The following is a 20,118-nucleotide window of genomic DNA, read 5'->3' as shown; positions in this document are numbered from 1 at the left end:
CCTAATTGTATTGGATGAGTAGTTTAATAAAAAAGGCTTTTAACCTTTTTTATTATAAGTCTTGTTCGATTACTTGTTTAAATTTATTAAAATAGATATCTTTTGCACTATCTAAAGAGATTGTAACATCATTGATAGAGATTGTATCTCCACCAACTGTTCCAATTTTAGTACAAGAGATACCCTTAGTAGCTGCAAGGCTAGTAAATGCTTCAATATTTTCTTCTTTAACTTCTACAACTGCTCTACTTAAAGATTCACAGAAGATATCTTTTGAGTCATTTAACTCAACAGATACGCTTACCCCTTTGTTACCAACAACAGCCATCTTAGCAATAGCAATTGCCAATCCACCAACGTTTACATCTTTAGCACTTGCTAAAAGAGATGATGTGTTTGCATCAATAACTGTATCCCAAAGTGCTAACTCTTTTTTAAAGTCAACTTCAGGATGAAGACCAGCAACTTTGTTATACATTTTTTTCATATATAAAGACCCACCAAACTCACCTTTAGTATCACCTAAAAGGAAAAGTGTGTTTCCATCTTCTTTTAATCTTGAAGGTAAAACTCTGTTTGCATCTTCATTAACTCCAACCATTGCAATTGAAGGTGTTGGGAAAACCCCTACTCCATTTGTTTCATTGTATAAAGAAACATTTCCACCAATAACTGGTGTTACAAGCTCTTTACAAGCTGATTTGATACCTTCACAAGCCATTTTAAACTGCCACATTACTTCTGGGTTTTGTGGGTTTCCAAAGTTAAGACAATCTGTAATTGCTTTTGGTCTTGCTCCACTCATTGCTACATTTCTTCCAGATTCCATAACAGCTGCGGCTGCTCCTAATTCTGGGTTGATATAACATAATCTAGTGTTACAATCAGCACTCATAGCAAGTGCCTTACCAGTCTCTTTGATTCTAATTGATGATCCATCTAAAGTCCCAGGTCCTTCGATTGTATTTGTTTGTACCATAGAATCATATTGAGAATAAACCCATGATTTATCCACAACTTCCATATCACTAAACATATTATCAAAGGCATCTTGATTTGCAATATTTTTATCTAAAGTTATATTTGCGATATCTTTTAAGTATTCTGGTTCTTTTACAGGTCTGTCTAGTATTGGTGCTTCTTCAGATACTGGTTGAACAGGAACTTCTGCACACTTTTCTCCATGCCAGAACAGTTCCATATTTCCAGTTGCTGTTACTTCACCTATAACTGCAACATCTAATTCCCATTTTTCAAAGATATCAATAATAGCTTGCTCACAACCTTTTTTAGCACAAATAAGCATTCTCTCTTGAGATTCACTTAGCATAAAGTCATAAGGAGTCATTCCCTCTTCACGTGCAGGTACTTTATCTAAATGCATAATCATACCTGAACCACTTCGTCCAGCCATTTCAAATGATGATGAAGTAAGCCCAGCAGCTCCCATATCTTGAATACCAATAATTAAGTCTTCTTTAAATAACTCTAAACAAGCTTCTAAAAGTAGTTTTTCAGTAAATGGATCACCAACTTGTACAGTAGGTCTTTTTGACTCTGAATCTTCTGTAAATGAAGCTGATGACATAACTGCTCCACCAAGACCATCTCGTCCAGTTTTAGAACCCACATACATAACAGGGTTTCCTAAACCTTCAGCTTTACCATAAAAGATTTCATCAGCTTTTGCTAAACCTAAAGTAAAGGCATTTACAAGGTTATTTCCAGCATAACACTCTTCAAAAGTAGTCTCTCCACCAATAGTTGGAACTCCCATACAGTTTCCATATCCACCAATACCAGCAACTACACCTCGAAGTAAAAATCTATGTTTTTGAGCAACTTCACCATCACCCTCAATTGAAGCAAATCTAATAGAGTTCATATTTGCAATAGGACGTGCTCCCATTGTAAATACATCTCTTAAAATACCACCAACACCAGTAGCTGCACCTTGGTAAGGTTCAATAAAACTTGGATGATTGTGTGATTCCATTTTAAATACAGCAGCATATCCATCACCAATATCAATAACCCCTGCATTTTCTCCAGGACCTTGAATAACCCATGGCGCTTTTGTTGGGAAACCATTTAAATATTTTTTACTAGATTTGTATGAACAGTGTTCACTCCACATTGCAGAAAAAACACCAATTTCAACGTAGTTTGGTTCTCTTTTTAGGATAGTTCTTATGTTTTCTAACTCTTCAAGTGTTAAAGAGTGGGCAAGAGCCATCTCTTCAGTTGTCATCTCTTTTTGCATTATTAACCTTAAGTTGTTTTATTAATGCGTGATTATAACTAAAGAAGATTTAATAAAAGTTTTAACCCTCCGAAAGGATTAAAATTTTATCTCCATCAAGCTGAATATAAAGCTCTTTTATCCCATCATAAAGATAAGTTTTTGTTTGGTAGTGTTGATCCATAACTATTTTAAACATCTTTTTATTTAAAGAGTTAGGATAAGGAATTATATTTATATTTGTAAATCTAATAGTTTTATCTTCTTTTCTAGAAAATATATACTTTTTATGTTTTGTAAAAGCATCAAAGTCTTGACCATTTGCTCTTTTAAATTCTGTAGAATAATATGCTAAATATTTATCTGTATCAGAAACTCTCCAAGCATCAGTCCAAGAATAAATAAAAGATAAAACTTTACTCATCTCTTCTTTAGTAGTTGGTTCAACATTTTTTTCTGAGATTAATAAAACAGATTCATCAAAGTTCATATTTTTTTCTAAAGAGATCAAATTATCATTATCTAAAGCAATACAACCTTTTGTAAAATCTTCTCTTGACTCTTCTAAAGGCATACCATGTATCCAAATTCCATGTCCTGCTTTATTTAAAGATTTATCAAAAGTATTTGGATAGTTAGTAACAAGTGCAAAAGGACCATAAAATTGGTCTAGTTTTGTTAATTTTCTAGTTAATCTATAAGCTCCAACTGGGGTTTTTAAATCACCCTCTGTAAACTTATCCCCATCTTTTTCCCCACTAATCATACTTTGAGTTAAAAGTTTTAAAAATTTTTTATCTTGTTTTTTAAAAAGTTCAATCTTTTTTGATAGCTTATCAGCGACTATTACATATTTATTTGATTCATAATATCCGTAACTAACGTCAGTATTCTTCAAATACTCATTCCAGTATTCTTCAGTTTGTAATTGTTTTTCTAACTCTTTTTGTACTTCTTCTATACCCATTGTTCTATAAATAGAAACGAAATCTGCTAAAAGGTATGTATTAAATAAGACCAAAAGTAAAAGTACAGTTTTTTTCAAAAATTCTCTCCATAATTATATTTAAGGTTTCAATTGTATAATAATAGTCTTGATTTTATAATAAAAAGAGAGAATAATTGAAATATTTAATTAGCATATTCCTTATGGTTACGTCACTATACAGTTTAGAAGTAGAAAAATTATCTTGGCCGAAGGGTGATACCTTCCTAACATTTTTACAACAGTACAATATAAATAATAAAATTTATTTTGATTTGGAAAAAGAAGATAAAGAGTTATGTTCTGAAATAAGAGCAGGAGCAAGGTATTATTTAACAAAAAATGAGAATAATGAGCTAGTTCAAGTTTTAATAGAAGTATCAGAAGAGATGCAACTTCAAATATACAAAGATGATGATGGCTATAAATTTACTACTGTTCCAATTGTTTTTGATGAAGTTGTAGAAACTGTAACTATACCTATTACCTCATCACCTTATCAAGATATTTTAAATCAGACATCAAATAGTGAATTAGCCAATGAGTTTATTAGAGCCTATAGTGGAAGTGTCAATTTTAAATATATGAGAAAAGATGATAAAATCATCATTAAATATAGACAAAAAGTAAGAATGGGTCAATACCATGGTACTCCTGATATAATATCATCAGTTGTTCAAATAAGAAAAAAGAAATATTTTATATTTAAAAATGAAGATGATGGCAGATACTATAATGAAAAAGCCAAAAGTTTAACAAGCTACTTCTTTAAAGTTCCCCTAACATACAGTAGAGTATCTAGCAGATTTACAAAAAAAAGATGGCATCCAGTTTTAAAAAGATATAGAGCACACCTTGGAATTGATTATGCTGCACCAAGAGGAAGAGCAATATACTCAGCAGCTGATGGTAGAATCACATTTAGAGGTAGAAAAGGTGGTTATGGAAATGTTATAAAAATAGCCCACAAAAATGGCTATGTAACACTTTATGCTCACCAAAGCAGATTTAAAAGTGGTTTAAAAAGAGGAAGTAAAGTAAGAAAAGGTCAATTAATTGGATATGTGGGAACAACAGGGGTGAGTACTGGACCACACTTACATTTTGGTTTATATAAAAATGGAAGAGCTATAGATCCAAGTAGAATAATTAGAGTCACAAAAACAAAATTAAATGGAAATGCAAAGAAAAAGTTTCTTAAATATACAAAGAGTTTAGCACAAGAACTTATTGAAAAAAGAGATGAGCCAACACAAAAAGTATTAAATTTAAAAAAAATAGAATCAAAGAGTATATTAAAATCTAAAGCTTAAGGATTAAGGTGAGTGAAAAAAACATAGAAAAAGATCCTAGTAAGCTATTAAAAGAGATAGAAAAATTACATCCAAGTGATATTGCACACTCTTTAAAAAAGATAAGCAAAAAAAAGCCAGATGACTTTATTTTTGTATTAAAAAACTTGCCAGATGATACCCTTGGGGATGTAATTCTAGAGCTTCCTGAGAAACTTAGGGAGTTTGCTTATAATGAACTCTCAATTGAAAAATTAACAGAGGCTGTTGATGAATTAGAATCTGATGACCAAACCGATATTTTACAAGAGATTGAAGAGGTAAATGAAGATAAAGCAAAAGAGATTTTTGATGGTCTAGAAGAGGATGACCAAGAAGAAATCAATTGGCTAAAAAGATATGAAGAGCGCGAAGCTGGTGCTTATATGCAAACAGAGCTTTTCAGTGCAAATATAAATGAAACAATTAGTCATTCAATAGAAGAGCTTAGAATTGCAAAAGAAGAAAAAGAGCTTGAAAATATTCATCAAGTTTATATTGTAGATGATAATAAAAAACTAGTAGCCTCAATTTTGCTTGAAGATTTAATAATCTTTGACTACAAAAAAACATATAAACAACTTATCGATGAATATGAACCAAATAGATTTAGACCATATAAAGTAAATGACGATGAATATATTAAAGATGTAACAAAACAGTTTGAGAAGTATGATTTAAGTGTGGTAGCTGTTGTTGATTATAAAAATGTTCTTATGGGAAGAATTACATCGGATGATGTTTTAGATGTAATTGAAGATAGTGCAACAGAGCAGATGTATCAATTAGCTGGTGTTGATGATGATTTTGAACATGATAGCTTAGTTACAACTGCTAAAAAAAGAGCTATGTGGCTTTTTTTAAATCTTGGAACTGCTATTTTAGCTTCAATAGTTATTGGCTTTTTTGATCAAACTATTCAAGCCTATGTTGCACTAGCTATTCTTATGCCAATAGTTGCTTCAATGGGAGGAAATGCAGGAACACAAACTCTAGCTGTAATGGTTAGACAAATGGCCTTGGGTGAAATTGATTTTGAGAACTCCAAAGATGCTATAAAAAAAGAGGTTTTCATCTCTTTATTCAATGGTGTTTTATTTGCTTTTCTTATTGGTATAATTGCTTATTTTTGGTTTAGTATTCCACTTCTAGGAGTAGTAATTGGGCTTTCCATGATAATAAATCTATTTAGCGCAGGATTTTTTGGAGCATCAATTCCTCTAATTCTTAAGAAATACGATATAGACCCAGCTGTAGGAAGTACAGTTTTACTAACAACTGTAACTGATATTGTTGGTTTTTTTAGTTTTCTAATGCTTGCAAAACTAATCTTATTATAAATTACTAATTGTGTTATAATAATATAAAAGCAAAGGAAATTATGAAAAAAGTTTCAACAGCACTTTATATTGCTACAGTATATTTTATCCTTAGTTTTTTCTGGATTTTATTCTCAGATAAAGCTATTTTATTATTTACTCAAAATAATGAAGTTCTAACTTATATACAAACTATTAAAGGTTGGCTTTTCATATCAATCACTTCAATCTTTTTATATTTTCTTATTTCAAAAGAGTTTAAAAAAGAGCAAGATTTAAAGGAATACTTTAAAAAAACTCTTGATAACTTAGCCTCTCCTATTATTGTTTTTAATGAAGATGGAGAAGTTTTATCAATAAATAAAACTTTTGAAAAACTAACTGGATATAAACATAAAGAGATAGATACAATTGATAAATGGCTTAAAATTGCCTATGGACAAGATGCTTCAAATGTAAAAAATATAATTGACTCTCTTTATACAATTGATTCTATTACTGATGATGGTATCTACCATATTAAAACAAAATCGGGCAAAACATTGATTTGGAACTTCTATTCTGCTCCTTTTGGAATAAGAAATAATAAAAGAACAATCATATCAAATGCAATAGATATTACAGATGTAAAAGAGAAAGAAAAAATCATGATGCAACAGTCTAAAATGGCTGCCATGGGAGAGGTTTTAGAAAATATTGCCCATCAATGGAGACAACCCTTATCAAATATCTCAACAGTTGCTACAGGAATTGATTTAAAAAGTGAATTAAATACACTAGAAGAAAAAGAGATTAGTCAATCAATGAAAGTAATCAATGATACTGTTCAATACTTATCAAAAACAATAGATGATTTTAGAAGTTTTTTCAAACCCTCAAAAGAGAAAACAAATTTTACTGTTGAAGAGAGTTTTGAAAAGTCATTGCAAGTTATAGGAAGTAAGTTTACAAATGAAAATATCGAATTTATAAACGAAATAGAAAATATAAATATTTTAAATGACAACAATGCTTTAATACAAGTATTTATAAACCTATTCAACAACTCTAAAGATGCCTTTATTGAAAAAAATTTAAGTACTAGATTAATATTTATTAAAACTGATATAAAAAAAGATAAACTCATAATTGAAATTAAAGATAATGCAGGTGGCATTGATGAAAATATTATAAATAAGGTATTTGAGCCTTATTTTACTACAAAGAGTAAATCATTGGGTACTGGTATTGGATTATACATGAGTGAAGAGATTGTTGTAAAACATATGGAAGGTTCAATTGAGGTTGAAAATGTAGAGTTTGATTATAATAAAGAGAAACAAAAAGGTACAAAGTTTACGATAAGCCTGCCGCTTAATAATTAAATAAGCTCTAAGCTTAGTTCTAAATAATCTTTATCAAAATCAACTTTATAGCTCATATTATCTTCACTACTTTTAATCAACTTTGTGTATTCGCTACTATTTGCAAAATAGTTCGTTCTAAAAAAGAGTTCATCCTTGTCTTTTTTTAAATATAAAAAGACTTCACCATTTGCACTTAAATTTGTAGCCTTACAATACATATAACATAAAACTTCACTGTTTTTAAACTCTAAGCTATCTTCAATCATCTCAAAGGGATAGATATATCCATTTGAGTCAAAATAGGAGAAATCTATTTTTCTGATTTTTTCTAAATCAATCATTATGTTATTTGTGTAGAGATTGAGCTACTATTGATAAAAATTCATCTTTAGTTTTTTTCTCTTTTTTAAATAATCCTCTAAGTGCAGAAGTAACAGTTGTAGAACAGATTTTTTCAACTCCTCTCATCTCCATACACATATGTCTTGCATCTATCATAACAGCAACACCTTTTGGGTTTAAAGCCTTATGAAGAGCATCGCAGATTTGTTCTGTCATCTGTTCTTGAATTTGTAATCTTCTAGCAAATACATCAACAACTCTTGGGATTTTTGAAAGACCTACAACTTTTCCATTTGGGATATATGCCACATGTGCTTTTCCTATAATTGGTAACATATGGTGCTCACACATAGAATAAAACTCTATATCTTTTATAACAACCATTTCATCATTTGAACTTGTAAAAAGTGCAGAATTAATTATCTCTTCAGGATTTTGCTCATATCCACTACACATGAACTCAAAAGCTTTTCTTACTCTACTTGGAGTTTTTTCTAGCCCTTCTCTACTTATATCTTCACCAACATGTTCAAGCATACTTCTTACTGCTTCTTCAAATTTTTGTTCATCTTTCATATATAAAACCTTTAAATATTTAACATCTCACTCATATTCCAAATTGGAGTAAAAATAGCAAGCATAATCCATAATATCAATGATGAAATAAGTATAAAAAAAAGTGGTTCTATAACTGATGTAAGATTTTTAACTCTTTTTTCAAACTCTTTTTCATACATAATTTGTAATCTTTGAATAGATATATCTATAGAGTTTCCAGCCTCACCACTTCTTATTAAACTAATAACCAATTCATCAAATAAATCCGTTACCTCAAAAGCATATGCAATTGATTTACCATTTTTAAGATATTTGTTAATAGATGACATTCTAGCCAAAAGGTATTTATTTTTTATTAAAAGTGATGCATTTTCCATACATAGATGAAACTCATATTTTGATTTTAACAAAATATCTAAAGCAACAAAAAAATTATACAACTCATAGTTTTTTGAAAGCTTTCCAAATATAGGAAAATATTTTATTGTGAACTCATCTTTAAAAAGTAAAAGCCTATCATATTTGGATGTAAGAAATTTTGTTAAAAAATACAATATAACAACTACTACAAAGGTATGTAAAGAGTAGTTTATAAAGAAATTCTTTACCCCTAACAACATAATAGTTGCCACTGGCAGTTGCATTTGGTACTGTAAAAATATATTCTCAAACTTTGGAATTACAAAACTAAAAATTAATCCCAATGCAAAAATAAATGTGACAAATACAACAATTGGGTATCTTAAAGATGTTTTTAAATCACGCTTGTTTTTCATTTTTATTTTTAGCAAAGTTGCTAGGGCTGAAATGACAGGTTTTATATTTCCATTTTGTTCAAATATTTTAAAAAAAGCAATAATAATCGAATCCAAATCTTTTTCATATTTTTCTAGGGCTTTATATACTGGTCTTCCACTTTCAAGTGCACTATTCATATCTTTTAAAATATTTTGTAAAAAGCTATTTTTGATACTTTTTGATAAAATTTTTATCGCATCAGGAAGTAGTATATTTGATTCTAACATAATACTAAGCTGAATAAAAAGCTCAATTATCTGCTCTTCATTTGCCTTTGAGAGTTGTTGTATGTTTTTGTAGTTGAACTTTTTCAACTCTTTTATTTTTATAATATTATTAGGTAAATCTTCGTTTTCTAAACTATTTGTACTAATAATCTTTGATTTGATTTCTTGATTTTCTTGATACTTTATTTTGTATTTATTCAAAACAATACTTTATCTACTTCTTCAATAGTTGTAAGTTTTTGTTCAATTTTTTCTTTTGCATCATCGTGTAAAGATTTAAAGCCTTTACTTAATGCAAACTCTAAAATCTCACTTTTATGGGAACCTTTTGAAACCATAGAGGAGATAGTTTCATCAAACTCCAAAAACTCAAATAAAGATAATCTACCATCAAATCTTGTATAGTTGCATCTACTGCAGCCATCACTACAGAAAGAGCAGAGTTTTAAAACTAATCTTTGAGCAATCACTGCTTTTAAAGTTGAAGCTATTAGATATGGTTTTGCATTTAAATCAACAAGTCTTGAAAGAGTTGATATGGAATCATTTGTATGTAAGGTACTAAAAACTAGATGTCCTGTCAAAGAGGCTTGAATTGCGATACTTAAAGACTCTTCATCTCTAATCTCCCCAATCATAATGATGTCTGGGTCTTGACGTAAAATATTTTTTAATACATCATTAAATTTTAATCCAATCTCATTATTAATAGATACTTGTTGTATACCTTTTATTTGATATTCAACTGGGTCTTCTATTGTTATGATTTTTTTTGAACTATCATTTAACTCATTTAAAATAGAGTATAAAGTTGTTGTTTTACCACTTCCCGTTGGGCCTGTCACAAGAATAAGTCCATTTGATTTGATAATTGAATTTTTGACTTTTTTTAAAACAATGTTATCAAAGCCTATACTATTTAAATCTTTCTTATTCACTCCATTATCTAATATTCTCAATACTATAGACTCTCCTGTAATAATAGGCATAGTAGAGACTCTAAAGTCTACTCTTTTTTCCTTTATGAGTTTTGCAAACCTTCCATTTTGTGGCTCTCTTTTTTGAGTAATATCCATATTTGATATTAACTTAATATATGAACTAAGTAACATATAAAACTCTTTTTCAAAACTAAAATAGGTCTTTAAAAGACCATCTATTCTTAACCTGATTATTAAACAATCAACTAATGTCTCAATATGAATATCACTACATTTTTTATCTAGTGCGTATGCCAATAGTTTTTCAAAAAAACTTTGTATTGATTTTTCTTGGTTTAAAGTGAGTGCATTTTTATAGGTCTTATATATCTCATGTTTTTTCTCAAAATCATCTAAACAAAATAGTATTTCATTTTTAAAAGATTTTACCTCTTTGAGTACTATATTTTCAGAAAAGTTATCTAAGTTCTTAGTTTTGGAACATACAGCAACACTCATAAAGTATTGATCTTTTTTTATTGGTAATATTAAGTTTTCTTTTAGCTGAGCTAAATCAAAATTATTGATTAATGAGTAGTCACATATAAAATTATCTAGTAAATTCATTATCATACATCCAGATTTTTTTAATATCTCCCTCTTGCTGCAAATCAATATGGTCACTTTTTATTAAAACTATTTTTTTGTTATCTATATTATTCCCCTCTTCGTACCAAGTATTATCCACTAAAACACTTTTACCAATAATTGCAGAAATTTCTACCTGCTTATTTTTATTATTCACTTTATTAATTGTCTGCTTATATTTTTGATATAACGTATCACTTGAAATCTCTTTTGAAACTTGCTTTTTATAATAATTTACTCTTTTTGTTAATTTAACTTCAATATTTAAATCAATCTTTTTATCACTTAAAGCCTCAAATCTAACTCTTTTAATGTCTAAGTTTGGACTATACTTTTCAATATAATCAATAATTTTAACACTTATAACAAAATCTCCTTCAAGATTCATAACTATAGTATTTGAGGCTATTTTGAAGTTTTTTATTTCTAGATTGTTTTTATTTATATGAGTTTCTAAATCTTTTGCAAAATCAAATAATTTTATACTTTTTTCTTTTTTTATAAAATCGGCTTTTTGATTGAGACTACTTTTATTTATACTATTTTGATAAAAATTACTATATAAAAAATAGCTCATAAGAACAAAAGGTAAACCATAAAGTAATAAGGAATAATATTTATTAAAAAGTAACTTCTGAACTAATTTCATAGCCATCCTTAGTTTTAATAAATGAGTGAACTTTTATATTTTTATATTTTTGTAAAAAAGCGTAAGCATTGGCACTATTACTTAAAACAATAGTTACCTTTAAACTCTTATTTAAAAAAGCATACTCTTTTATCTTTAAGTTGTTTTCTCTTATTTCATTGAGTAATAATGTAGTTTTATAATAAAGAGCATCTTTTTTGTTTATATAATTTTGTATTTTTTTCTTTTCTAAGCTAAGTACTCTTTGCTCTTCTATCATTCTTTTATTGTTATACTCGTAAGTAAAAATAGAAAATCCAATCAAAAATAAAACTATCAAATATATAGAATATATTTTTGATGCGCTTCTGTTTTCTATATAATTTAAAGAGCTTTTGTACTTTTTATCAGTAATTAGCTTGTTTATATCAGAACTATTTACACGGTAACTTTCATCAATATCGAACTTAAATCTTTTTTTTATATACTCTTCAATATCTTCATGGATAAGTTCTTTTTCAATTTTTTGAAAGTAGTAAAATCTTGAGTGGTTAAACAGTAAAAAATAGTCTTGAAAATATATTAGTAGACTTTTATTATCAAGATTTTTATTTTTTATAAACTCAATTATAATATCTATTGTTGTAAGAGAAATATCTTTATTTTCGAAATAGCATACAAAATACTCTTTTGTTTTATCTAAGTAATTATAAAAAATATTATGATTTTTTTTGAAGGTATTATTTTCTTTTATATTATGTAATATAAACTCGTCTATGTTCTTATCTAAAATTTCTTCAGATACTTTAAAAAGCTTTGTATAAATAGAATCTAATAAAAGTGCATTTTTTAACATGTAAGTTTTCCAAAATAAGATAATAAATTATATTATTTTAAAACTTAAAAGTTTTATATGTAGTTTCACATAAGTTACAAAAATATAATTTATGTGAAACTTTTACTCAAAGAGCAAATAATCCTTAGTCTATATCGTAACCTAAGTCTTTTAATCCCTCTTTGTTTTTAGTCCACCCTTTTTTAATAGAAACAAATAGTTCTAAGAAGCACTTTTTACCAGTAAGTTTCTCTATTTTTACTCTAGCATCTTTCCCTATTCTTTTAATGGCTGTGGCACCTTTTCCAATAATCATACCCTTTTGTGTAGATTTTTGTACGATAATTGTAGCTTTTATTACATCTACATTCTTTTTCTCTTCAACTTTATTTATCAATACATCTGTCTCATAAGGAATCTCATCTGAAATATTTTCGAAAATTGACTCTCTAATAAACTCTTTAAAAATATCTCTTAAATGGTCAGTTGTTAAAATTTCTGGGTCAAACAAATAAGGGTGTTCTGGCAAATGCTTAACTACTACATCTAAAATATCTGCATGTGTTGTAGCTTTTTTAATAGATACAGGTATTATAGACTCATACTTGTCTGAATACTGCTCATACTCTTTCATCTTTTCTAATACCTCTTCATTTGAAACAAAATCAATCTTTGTAAGAAGTAATAAGTGCTTTGTATTTTTTTTATTCTTTTCTAAAAATGCCTCATAATGAGAAATTTTATCAGTAACTGGTGCTAAAAAAAGTATTAAATCACAATCCCCCATAGCCTTTAGTGCTTCATCAAGCATAAACTGGTTTAATAGTTTTTCAGTTTCATGTAATCCTGGAGTATCTACAAATATAACTTGGTCATTTTCATGCATTACAATTATATTTGATCTTTTTCTTGTAGCATTTGCTTTATGAGAAACCATTGCAATCTTTTCACCAACTAGCCAATTTAATAGTGAACTCTTACCTGCATTTGGTCTTCCTATTACTGATACATATCCGCATTTTGTCATCTTAATCCTTTGTAATCAATACGAAGTTTTCTTCGTAAAATCTAATTTTTTCGCATTATACAATAAAATCATCTTTTTCTGAAACTTAGTGCTTCTAAAAGATGCTCTTTTTTTATATTTTCACTAGCTTGTAAATCTGCAATTGTCCTTGCTACTTTTAAAACTTTGTTTATACTTCTAAAAGAGAGTGAATAATTTTGGGTTGCCATATTTAAGATATTTTCACTTTGGGCATCTAAAAGACAATATTTATTTATATCTTCATCTTTTAGCTTTCCATTTAAATCACTCTGCCCTCTTTTTATCTGTAAAGTAAAAGCATTTTGTACCATTTTATGCATCTTTTTAGAATCAATATCTGCTTTATCTTCATAATTGACTTCATTCATAGTAACAAACAAATCAATCCTATCACAAAATGGGTCTGAAAGTTTTCCTTTATATCTTGTGATTTCTATATCATTACATCTACACTCTTTACTCTTACTCAATAAATTTCCACATGGACATGGATTCATAGCACAGGCAAATAGGAACTTTGTTTCATAATTTATTTTTGAATTTACCCTTGATATTAATATCTTATAATCTTCTAGTGGTTCTCTCATAGCTTCAAGTATAGTTTTTGAGAAGTGTGGTAGTTCATCAAAAAAGAGGATTCCGTTATTTGATAGAGCTATCTCTCCTATTTTAGAGTTTATTGTACCTCTGACATTTGCAACAAATGATGCTAATATACAGCTAAAAATGTCTAGTTTTTTACAAATATATTCAATATTTAATGCAAATTATTCAATAAATAATGCAACTAGGTATAAACTTATTAATAAATAATGCGAATGAGTAATATTATGAAATATGATTTAAATAATTTAACAGAAGATGAACTTACAGAACTAGCTTTTGGTTATCCAAAATTATCTACTGAAGCTAAAAAAGCCACAGATGATGAAGAAAAGAGAAGAAAAACTTTAGCTAAAATAGATAAAACATATCTAGATTATCCGTATGTCTCAGTTCAAACAGGAGAAATTATTAGTTACCCATATAAGGGATGGTCAAAAGAAGAAATAGGTGAAGCAATAAATAATACCGACAAAATGTTTTAAATAGGTACTTATAAGTAATATATCTTAATATAATAATTTTTTAAATATAATATATAAATTTTATAAAAGGTTTTGCAATGCCTTCTAGAAAAATACCAAAAAACTATAGAAGTGTTACAGGTACATTTCCAAGCTATAAAAACAAATGTAATGTATCTTACGAATCACTATTAGAACGTGACTTTTATTTACTTCTTGAATTTAACACAAATGTAAAAACTTACGAAGAACAACCTTTTACAATTTACTACACTAGAAATAATCGTACATTCAAGTATACTCCTGACGCATTAGTTCATTATTTTGATAATTCATTACCTGATGTATATGAAATTAAAATGAGCAATGAAATAAAAGAAAAAAAAGTATTTTTCCAGGAAAAACTCAATAAAATAGAAGAGTATGTTACAAATAATGATATGAACTTTAAAGTATTTACTGAATTAAAGATTAATTCTGTTTTTTTAGAAAATGCTTTATTTTTGTATAGATATAGAGATCTTAATAATAAAATACTACCTCTTAATATTTTAACAATATGTAAAAAAATAGATTCAATTTCTGTAAAAGATTTATTAAATGAATTAGATGATAATAAATTTAAACAAGCTGAGCATTTACCATATATCTGGGCATTAATTTTCCATAATAAACTTATTGTCAATATGCAAGAAAAAATTACTAATAGTTCTATTCTAAGGATTAATAATGAAGAAGATTAATCTAAACATAGGTTCAACTGTATATTTCAAAGATGAGGAATATATTATATTTAAACAAGTTGATTTTAATTCAATCATAGCAATTAATAATAAAACAAATAAAAAAGAAACATTAGAAATTAAATACTTAAAAGCAGAAGCTCAAAAAGATGTAACACATATCTACTATGATGATATACCTGACAAAGATTGGAATGAAGCGAAAAGAAGATTAAAAATACTCAAACCAATTTTAACTAAAGAAAAAACTAAAGAAGAAGCTTCGAATGATAATAATATTCATATTACTACAATTTATAGATGGCTTAATGAATATACAGAAAATCCAATACTTAGTTCACTCTTACCAAAACATTCTTCCAAGGGAGCAAAAGGATTAATTAGAGTTAATGAAGAAACTGAACTTGTAATACAAAAAGTAATCAATGATTTATACTTAAGTCGTCAAAAGTATTCAGCAAGACAAGTATATTTTGATATTGTAAGACGATGTAAAAATGCAAAAATAACTCCACCAAGTGAAAATACTGTAAGAACTAGAATTAATGATATTACCGAAAAGAAAAAATTAAAATATAGAGAAAGTCCCATTTTAGCAGATAGAAAATATAGAAATACAGATGGTCAATTTCCTGAAGGAAAATATCCACTTGATTTTATACAAATTGACCATACACCAGTAGATATAATAATTGTTGATGAAAAATATAGACAACCCATAGGAAGACCTTACTTAACAGTCGCTATTGATGTATATAGCAGAATGATAACAGGCTTCTTTCTTAGTCTTGATGAACCTAGTTACTTTTCTGTTCAACAATGTATAACTCAATCTGTACTTCCAAAAGAAAAATATTTAAGACATATTAATGTTCAAGGAGAATGGAATATCTTTGGAATTCCTCGTGCTTACGGGCTTGACAATGCAAAAGAGTTCCGAAGCAATAACCTACAAAGAGTATGTGAAGAACTAGGTATTACAATCTCATGGAGACCAGTAAAGAAACCTCAATTTGGAGGACACATAGAAAAACTGGTCGGTACTTGCATGAATATAGTTCATACATTGCCTGGTACTACTTTTTCAGATATTAAAAAACGTGGAGAATACAATTCAGATAAATTTTCTATTATGACTTTAAATGAATTAGAACAATGGTATGCAATTTATATTGTTAACTTTTATCATAAAAATCTTCATTCTGGAATTCGTATGACTCCTGAAAAGAAATATGAACAAGGTATATTTGGAGATGATGATAATCCAGGTAGGGGTTTACCTGAAAAAATAGATGATGAAGAAACTTTTAAAATATCTCTTCTTCCTACAGAAGAAAGGACTATTCAACAATCTGGAGTTAAAATTGACAAAATACAGTATTATTCAGATTCATTAAGAAGATGGATAAAAGCAAAAAATCAAGATAAAAGTGCTAGAAAATTTATATTTAAAAGAGATCCAAGAGATATAAGCACAATATGGTTTTATGATCCTGATATTAAACAATACTTTCCTGTTCCCTACAGAAACATAACCTATCCACCTATTTCTATTTGGGAGCTTAGACACGTTAGAAAATATTTAGATGATAAAAATATTCAAGACTATGATGAAAATATTCTTTTTAGAACTTATGAAAAAATGCAAAAAATGCAAGAAGAAGCTGCTTTAAAAACTAAAAGTGCACGTCGTAAACAAGCTGCCAAAAAAGCAAGAAAAGAAAAACAAGATTTTGATAATTTAAAACCAAAAAACAAACCACAATATATTGAAGAAAAAGAAACAAATTCAGATAATAATTTAGATGATATGTTTAAAGACATTCAACCATTTGATGAAATAGATATTTAAAGGCATAAGATGGATAATACTCATTTACAAAATTTATTTCCAGTTGTCAAAGAAAAACTTTCTTTATCAAATGAAGAAAGAAAACAATTTATATTTGAAGATAAATGGATTACATATCCTTTGGCAAAAGAGATTTTATCACATTTAGATTTCTTATTAAATCATCCAAAAAAAAGTCGAATGCCATGTATGTTATTAGTAGGAGAAACAAACAATGGCAAAACTTCTATAATAAACAAATTTATAAAAACCCATCCACCATATGAAGCAGAAGAAGTTACAATTACTCCTGTATTATCAGTTGTAGCACCAGAAACTGCAACTATCACTGATTTATTTAGTAAAATACTTTTACGATTAGGTGCTCCATATAGAAATGGTGATAAAATAAATAAAAAACGTGAATTAATTGAACACTATTTTAATATATGTGAAATTAAAATGTTAATTGTAGATGAAATTCATAATATTTTAGTTGGTCCGGTTTCAAAACAAAAAGCCTTTATGAATGCATTAAAAAACTTAAGTACTGAATTACAAATTCCTATTGTAATTGTTGGTATTGCAGATGCACTACATGCAACAAATACTGATAGTCAAATTAATAATAGGTTTAAACCTATAGCACTTAAAAAATGGCTATTTGATAGAGATTTTCTTTCATTATTAGCTAGTATTGAGAAAACTCTTCCTCTTAAAAAAGCTTCAAACCTAGCATCTACTAAAGAACTTGCCTACTATATACATGATTATAGTGAAGGATATATAGGTGAAATTGTTGATTTAATTAATACTTCAGTTAAATATTCAATTGATAATAACATAGAGAAAATTGATTTACAATGTCTAAAAAAATGTAAGTTTGTAAAACCTTCTAATAGAAAACATTTTGATGATATTAAAACATTATGATAAGTCATGTAAGTAGATTTATTGATTTAAATAATAGAAAGTTTATAATACGTCCTAAACCAGAAGATGATGAATTATTAAGTTCTTGGTTAGTAAGAGTTGCAAGAGCACATTTAACGCATACAACTTCTTTTACAAATATGCATTTTAAAGAATATAAAGCAAATATAATTTGGCAAAGAGATTTAGACATTTGGTGTCCAGATAGTTTAATAAAAAGATTATCTTTCAAAAGTGGATATTCAGAAAATATTATATTTAATATGACACTTCGAAGTTTAGAAGGAATTATTGCAGATAAAATCACTGGAAAAACCAACACACCTAATATAAGAGCTTTAGGAAACTATTGTCATATAAAAACAAAAGGTGGATTAATGTACTGTCCTGAATGTTTGAAAGAAGATAAAATAGCCTATTTTAGAAAAATATGGAGATTAGAGAAACATTCTGTTTGTTATAAACATAATATCAACCTTTTAGATAGATGCTCTAACTGTTTGACACCTTTAACTATTTCAAAAAGTTATGAAGAAAAAAGTTTTGTTTACTGTTATAAATGTGGTGAAAAAATAATCAGTTGATATATTTTTAATTATTTTATGTTAGATATTACTTATCTAACATAAAATGTTGAAGCAACATTTTGTGCTTCTATATCTAGTTGCTCAAGTGTTTCAATTTGAACATTAAACTCTTCTTTTCTTTCTTGAAGTTGTGAAGAAAATTGTTCCCAACTTAATTCTTTTGAATCACTACTACCTAAAGTTTCTAATGCTAATTGTTCAATATTTTCCAAGATATCCCCTTTTTTAATTTTATTAAATCTTTTTTAATCTAGATAATTGTTTTTTATTTTTCATAGAATTATTTGCAAAACTAACAACAACATTCTTATTATTACAAATTAAACTATATTGTCTATCTCTTTTATGTGCAGATGCATCAACTACAAAATAATGTGTTAAATTACTTTCTAATACTTCATTTATATAGCCTTCTACGTACCAAACATAATGAGGCATCATTACACTTTCATATGAATCATCTCCACATGTATGAAGAAATTGCTTTAATTTACATGATTCTACTAAAATCTCTCTTGTTTTTATATTAATAGTATTTTTATCTTTTAAGTCAGACTTTTCTAAATTCTTCTTTGTCCAATTTTTATATTCTTCAATTATTAATTTTAAATATTGGTAATGAAAATAAAATCTATCAAAAGTTGGTGCAATTACAAAAACATTAGTTTGCTTTAACTCTTTTAAAATATCATCTTCTGATATAATTGCCACATGAGCTTCTGTCTTTTTAAAACTTTTTGTTACATGATAAGTAGAATCATCAGCAATTACATAATGTCTTTTGCCATTATGCATATGTCCTATAATTAAAATAACATGTGAATTAAATGCTAATATGACTGGCAATGCACTTTCCAAAAAAGAATTTATATAATCAATTATATCTATATTGCCATACTTAGCACATTTAAAATGAGTCGCAATTGGATTATAATTATTTGCGCTTAAAATCGATAACATTTGAAGAATATTTAACCCCTCAGATGGAAGTTTCCGTCCATTAGTATCGAGAAAATTATTATTTTTAATAATATCCTTCAATTTATAATTATTAAAATTAAATTTTTTATACATATATTTAGAAATCATTAGTAAATCGGCATGTGCACATATTGCAACCATTCCATCTTGTGCATAAATAGGAAAACTATTAAACTTTATAGAAATATGGGGTAAATTTACAGATGTATCCATAGATAAACAATAAATATCATCATCAGAAAATTCTTCAAACGCTTTATTCGTACACTTAAACCTAACTCTCGAAATTTGGGATATAGGAATTGGTCTTAAATCTATATATCCAATATAATTTTCTTCTGTAATACCTTTTACCTGATCAATATCATCACTTATAAAATGAACTCTTTTAACAAAACTATTACAATGAGAGTAAAGTGTTTTAGAATAATACAAATCAAAACTATCTCTCCACTCATTTTCTATGTAGTCTTCAATTATAAACACTTTGCTTTTATTAACAAAAAAATCGAATCTAGTTTGAATAGTATTAATTAATTGTTCTTTCCCTTCATAATATGTATGATTTTCAATTGTATCATTTAGTGATTTTTCAACAATAAACATAAAGTATTAACCCCAGAATTATAATATATTAAATTATATCATAATTTTATTCATATAAAGATTAAATAAGTTTTTTATAAGTTTCTAAAAATAATAATATACTAATTAATTAAATATAAATGTCTTATAAAAATAAAACTATA

Annotated in this window: 20 protein-coding genes; 8 read left to right on the top strand and 12 right to left on the bottom strand. The window is 27.5% G+C overall.

The genetic code is table 11. The annotated features are described in order from the left end of the window. Positions 1–52 precede the first annotated feature (52 nt). Entirely contained in the window at positions 53–2,263 is a 2,211-nt protein-coding gene (purL, locus tag Q0617_RS11645; RefSeq protein WP_298753474.1) for a phosphoribosylformylglycinamidine synthase subunit PurL, read from the bottom strand. Positions 2,264–2,324: 61 nt separating this feature from the next. Then, complete coding sequence (locus tag Q0617_RS11640) at positions 2,325–3,287, bottom strand: L,D-transpeptidase family protein (protein ID WP_298753473.1); 963 nt, start codon at positions 3,285–3,287, stop codon at positions 2,325–2,327. A 104-nt stretch (positions 3,288–3,391) separates the two neighbouring features. On the opposite strand from Q0617_RS11640, the gene Q0617_RS11635 reads away from it, so the two are divergent. Genes Q0617_RS11635 through Q0617_RS11625 form a run of 3 tightly spaced genes read left to right on the top strand, consistent with a single transcriptional unit; the run spans position 3,392 to position 7,241 of the window. Then, a complete protein-coding gene (locus Q0617_RS11635; RefSeq protein ID WP_298753472.1) occupies positions 3,392–4,540 on the top strand; it encodes a peptidoglycan DD-metalloendopeptidase family protein in 1,149 nt (382 codons plus the stop codon). 8 nt (positions 4,541–4,548) lie between these two features. Next, positions 4,549–5,898: a magnesium transporter gene (gene mgtE / locus Q0617_RS11630; RefSeq protein ID WP_366517905.1), complete on the top strand. Its 1,350-nt coding sequence runs from the start codon at positions 4,549–4,551 to the stop codon at positions 5,896–5,898. Between the two features lie 41 nt (positions 5,899–5,939). Further along, the gene (locus Q0617_RS11625; protein ID WP_298753470.1) at positions 5,940–7,241 is read left to right on the top strand and encodes an ATP-binding protein; all 1,302 of its coding nucleotides are present in this window, start codon (positions 5,940–5,942) and stop codon (positions 7,239–7,241) included. Here the strand turns inward: Q0617_RS11625 and Q0617_RS11620 are convergent. The 8 genes from Q0617_RS11620 to Q0617_RS11585 form a co-directional block, all read right to left on the bottom strand. Continuing rightward, the gene (locus Q0617_RS11620) at positions 7,238–7,564 is read right to left on the bottom strand and encodes a hypothetical protein (protein ID WP_298753469.1); all 327 of its coding nucleotides are present in this window, start codon (positions 7,562–7,564) and stop codon (positions 7,238–7,240) included. The genes Q0617_RS11625 and Q0617_RS11620 overlap by 4 nt on opposite strands. A 4-nt stretch (positions 7,565–7,568) precedes the next feature. Beyond that, entirely contained in the window at positions 7,569–8,141 is a 573-nt protein-coding gene (folE, locus tag Q0617_RS11615) for a GTP cyclohydrolase I FolE (RefSeq protein WP_298753468.1), read from the bottom strand. An 11-nt stretch (positions 8,142–8,152) separates the two neighbouring features. Further along, positions 8,153–9,349 (bottom strand): type II secretion system F family protein, encoded by a 1,197-nt coding sequence (locus tag Q0617_RS11610; protein WP_298753467.1) that lies wholly within the window; start codon positions 9,347–9,349, stop codon positions 8,153–8,155. Beyond that, positions 9,346–10,695 (bottom strand): GspE/PulE family protein, encoded by a 1,350-nt coding sequence (locus Q0617_RS11605; RefSeq protein WP_298753466.1) that lies wholly within the window; start codon positions 10,693–10,695, stop codon positions 9,346–9,348. The genes Q0617_RS11610 and Q0617_RS11605 overlap by 4 nt, the downstream gene beginning before the upstream one ends. Further along, positions 10,679–11,365: a hypothetical protein gene (locus Q0617_RS11600; RefSeq protein WP_298753465.1), complete on the bottom strand. Its 687-nt coding sequence runs from the start codon at positions 11,363–11,365 to the stop codon at positions 10,679–10,681. The genes Q0617_RS11605 and Q0617_RS11600 overlap by 17 nt, the downstream gene beginning before the upstream one ends. Further along, positions 11,337–12,200 carry a hypothetical protein gene (locus Q0617_RS11595; protein ID WP_298753464.1) on the bottom strand — a complete coding sequence of 288 codons (864 nt, stop codon included), beginning with the start codon at positions 12,198–12,200 and terminating at the stop codon, positions 11,337–11,339. The genes Q0617_RS11600 and Q0617_RS11595 overlap by 29 nt, the downstream gene beginning before the upstream one ends. Positions 12,201–12,324: 124 nt before the next feature. Continuing rightward, positions 12,325–13,206: a GTPase Era gene (era, locus tag Q0617_RS11590; RefSeq protein ID WP_298753463.1), complete on the bottom strand. Its 882-nt coding sequence runs from the start codon at positions 13,204–13,206 to the stop codon at positions 12,325–12,327. 68 nt (positions 13,207–13,274) lie between these two features. After that, positions 13,275–13,943: an ATP-binding protein gene (locus Q0617_RS11585; protein ID WP_298753548.1), complete on the bottom strand. Its 669-nt coding sequence runs from the start codon at positions 13,941–13,943 to the stop codon at positions 13,275–13,277. A 102-nt stretch (positions 13,944–14,045) separates the two neighbouring features. On the opposite strand from Q0617_RS11585, the gene Q0617_RS11580 reads away from it, so the two are divergent. The 5 genes from Q0617_RS11580 to Q0617_RS11560 all read left to right on the top strand — a co-directional run bounded on the left by Q0617_RS11580 (position 14,046) and on the right by Q0617_RS11560 (position 18,385). Next, on the top strand, positions 14,046–14,315 hold the full coding sequence (locus Q0617_RS11580) for a hypothetical protein (RefSeq protein WP_298753461.1): 270 nt from the start codon (positions 14,046–14,048) through the stop codon (positions 14,313–14,315). A gap of 77 nt (positions 14,316–14,392) precedes the next feature. Next, the gene (locus tag Q0617_RS11575; protein WP_298753460.1) at positions 14,393–15,037 is read left to right on the top strand and encodes a TnsA endonuclease N-terminal domain-containing protein; all 645 of its coding nucleotides are present in this window, start codon (positions 14,393–14,395) and stop codon (positions 15,035–15,037) included. After that, positions 15,024–16,889 carry a Mu transposase C-terminal domain-containing protein gene (locus Q0617_RS11570; protein WP_298753459.1) on the top strand — a complete coding sequence of 622 codons (1,866 nt, stop codon included), beginning with the start codon at positions 15,024–15,026 and terminating at the stop codon, positions 16,887–16,889. The genes Q0617_RS11575 and Q0617_RS11570 overlap by 14 nt, the downstream gene beginning before the upstream one ends. Before the next feature lie 9 nt (positions 16,890–16,898). Then, the gene (locus Q0617_RS11565) at positions 16,899–17,801 is read left to right on the top strand and encodes a TniB family NTP-binding protein (protein ID WP_298753458.1); all 903 of its coding nucleotides are present in this window, start codon (positions 16,899–16,901) and stop codon (positions 17,799–17,801) included. Further along, positions 17,798–18,385 carry a TniQ family protein gene (locus Q0617_RS11560; RefSeq protein ID WP_298753457.1) on the top strand — a complete coding sequence of 196 codons (588 nt, stop codon included), beginning with the start codon at positions 17,798–17,800 and terminating at the stop codon, positions 18,383–18,385. The genes Q0617_RS11565 and Q0617_RS11560 overlap by 4 nt, the downstream gene beginning before the upstream one ends. A 32-nt stretch (positions 18,386–18,417) precedes the next feature. Here Q0617_RS11560 and Q0617_RS11555 read toward each other — a convergent pair whose 3' ends face one another. Both Q0617_RS11555 and Q0617_RS11550 read right to left on the bottom strand, forming a co-directional pair. Next, positions 18,418–18,600 carry a hypothetical protein gene (locus tag Q0617_RS11555; RefSeq protein WP_298753456.1) on the bottom strand — a complete coding sequence of 61 codons (183 nt, stop codon included), beginning with the start codon at positions 18,598–18,600 and terminating at the stop codon, positions 18,418–18,420. 22 nt (positions 18,601–18,622) lie between these two features. Beyond that, positions 18,623–19,975, bottom strand: a complete 1,353-nt coding sequence (locus Q0617_RS11550; protein ID WP_298753455.1) for a hypothetical protein — start codon at positions 19,973–19,975, stop codon at positions 18,623–18,625. Positions 19,976–20,118: the final 143 nt, after the last annotated feature.

The organism is uncultured Arcobacter sp., assembly GCF_937982575.1.
GTDB lineage: Bacteria > Campylobacterota > Campylobacteria > Campylobacterales > Arcobacteraceae > Arcobacter.
The sequence above is the reverse complement of the archived record's forward strand: the minus strand, read 5'-3'. Positions and strand labels throughout refer to the sequence as shown.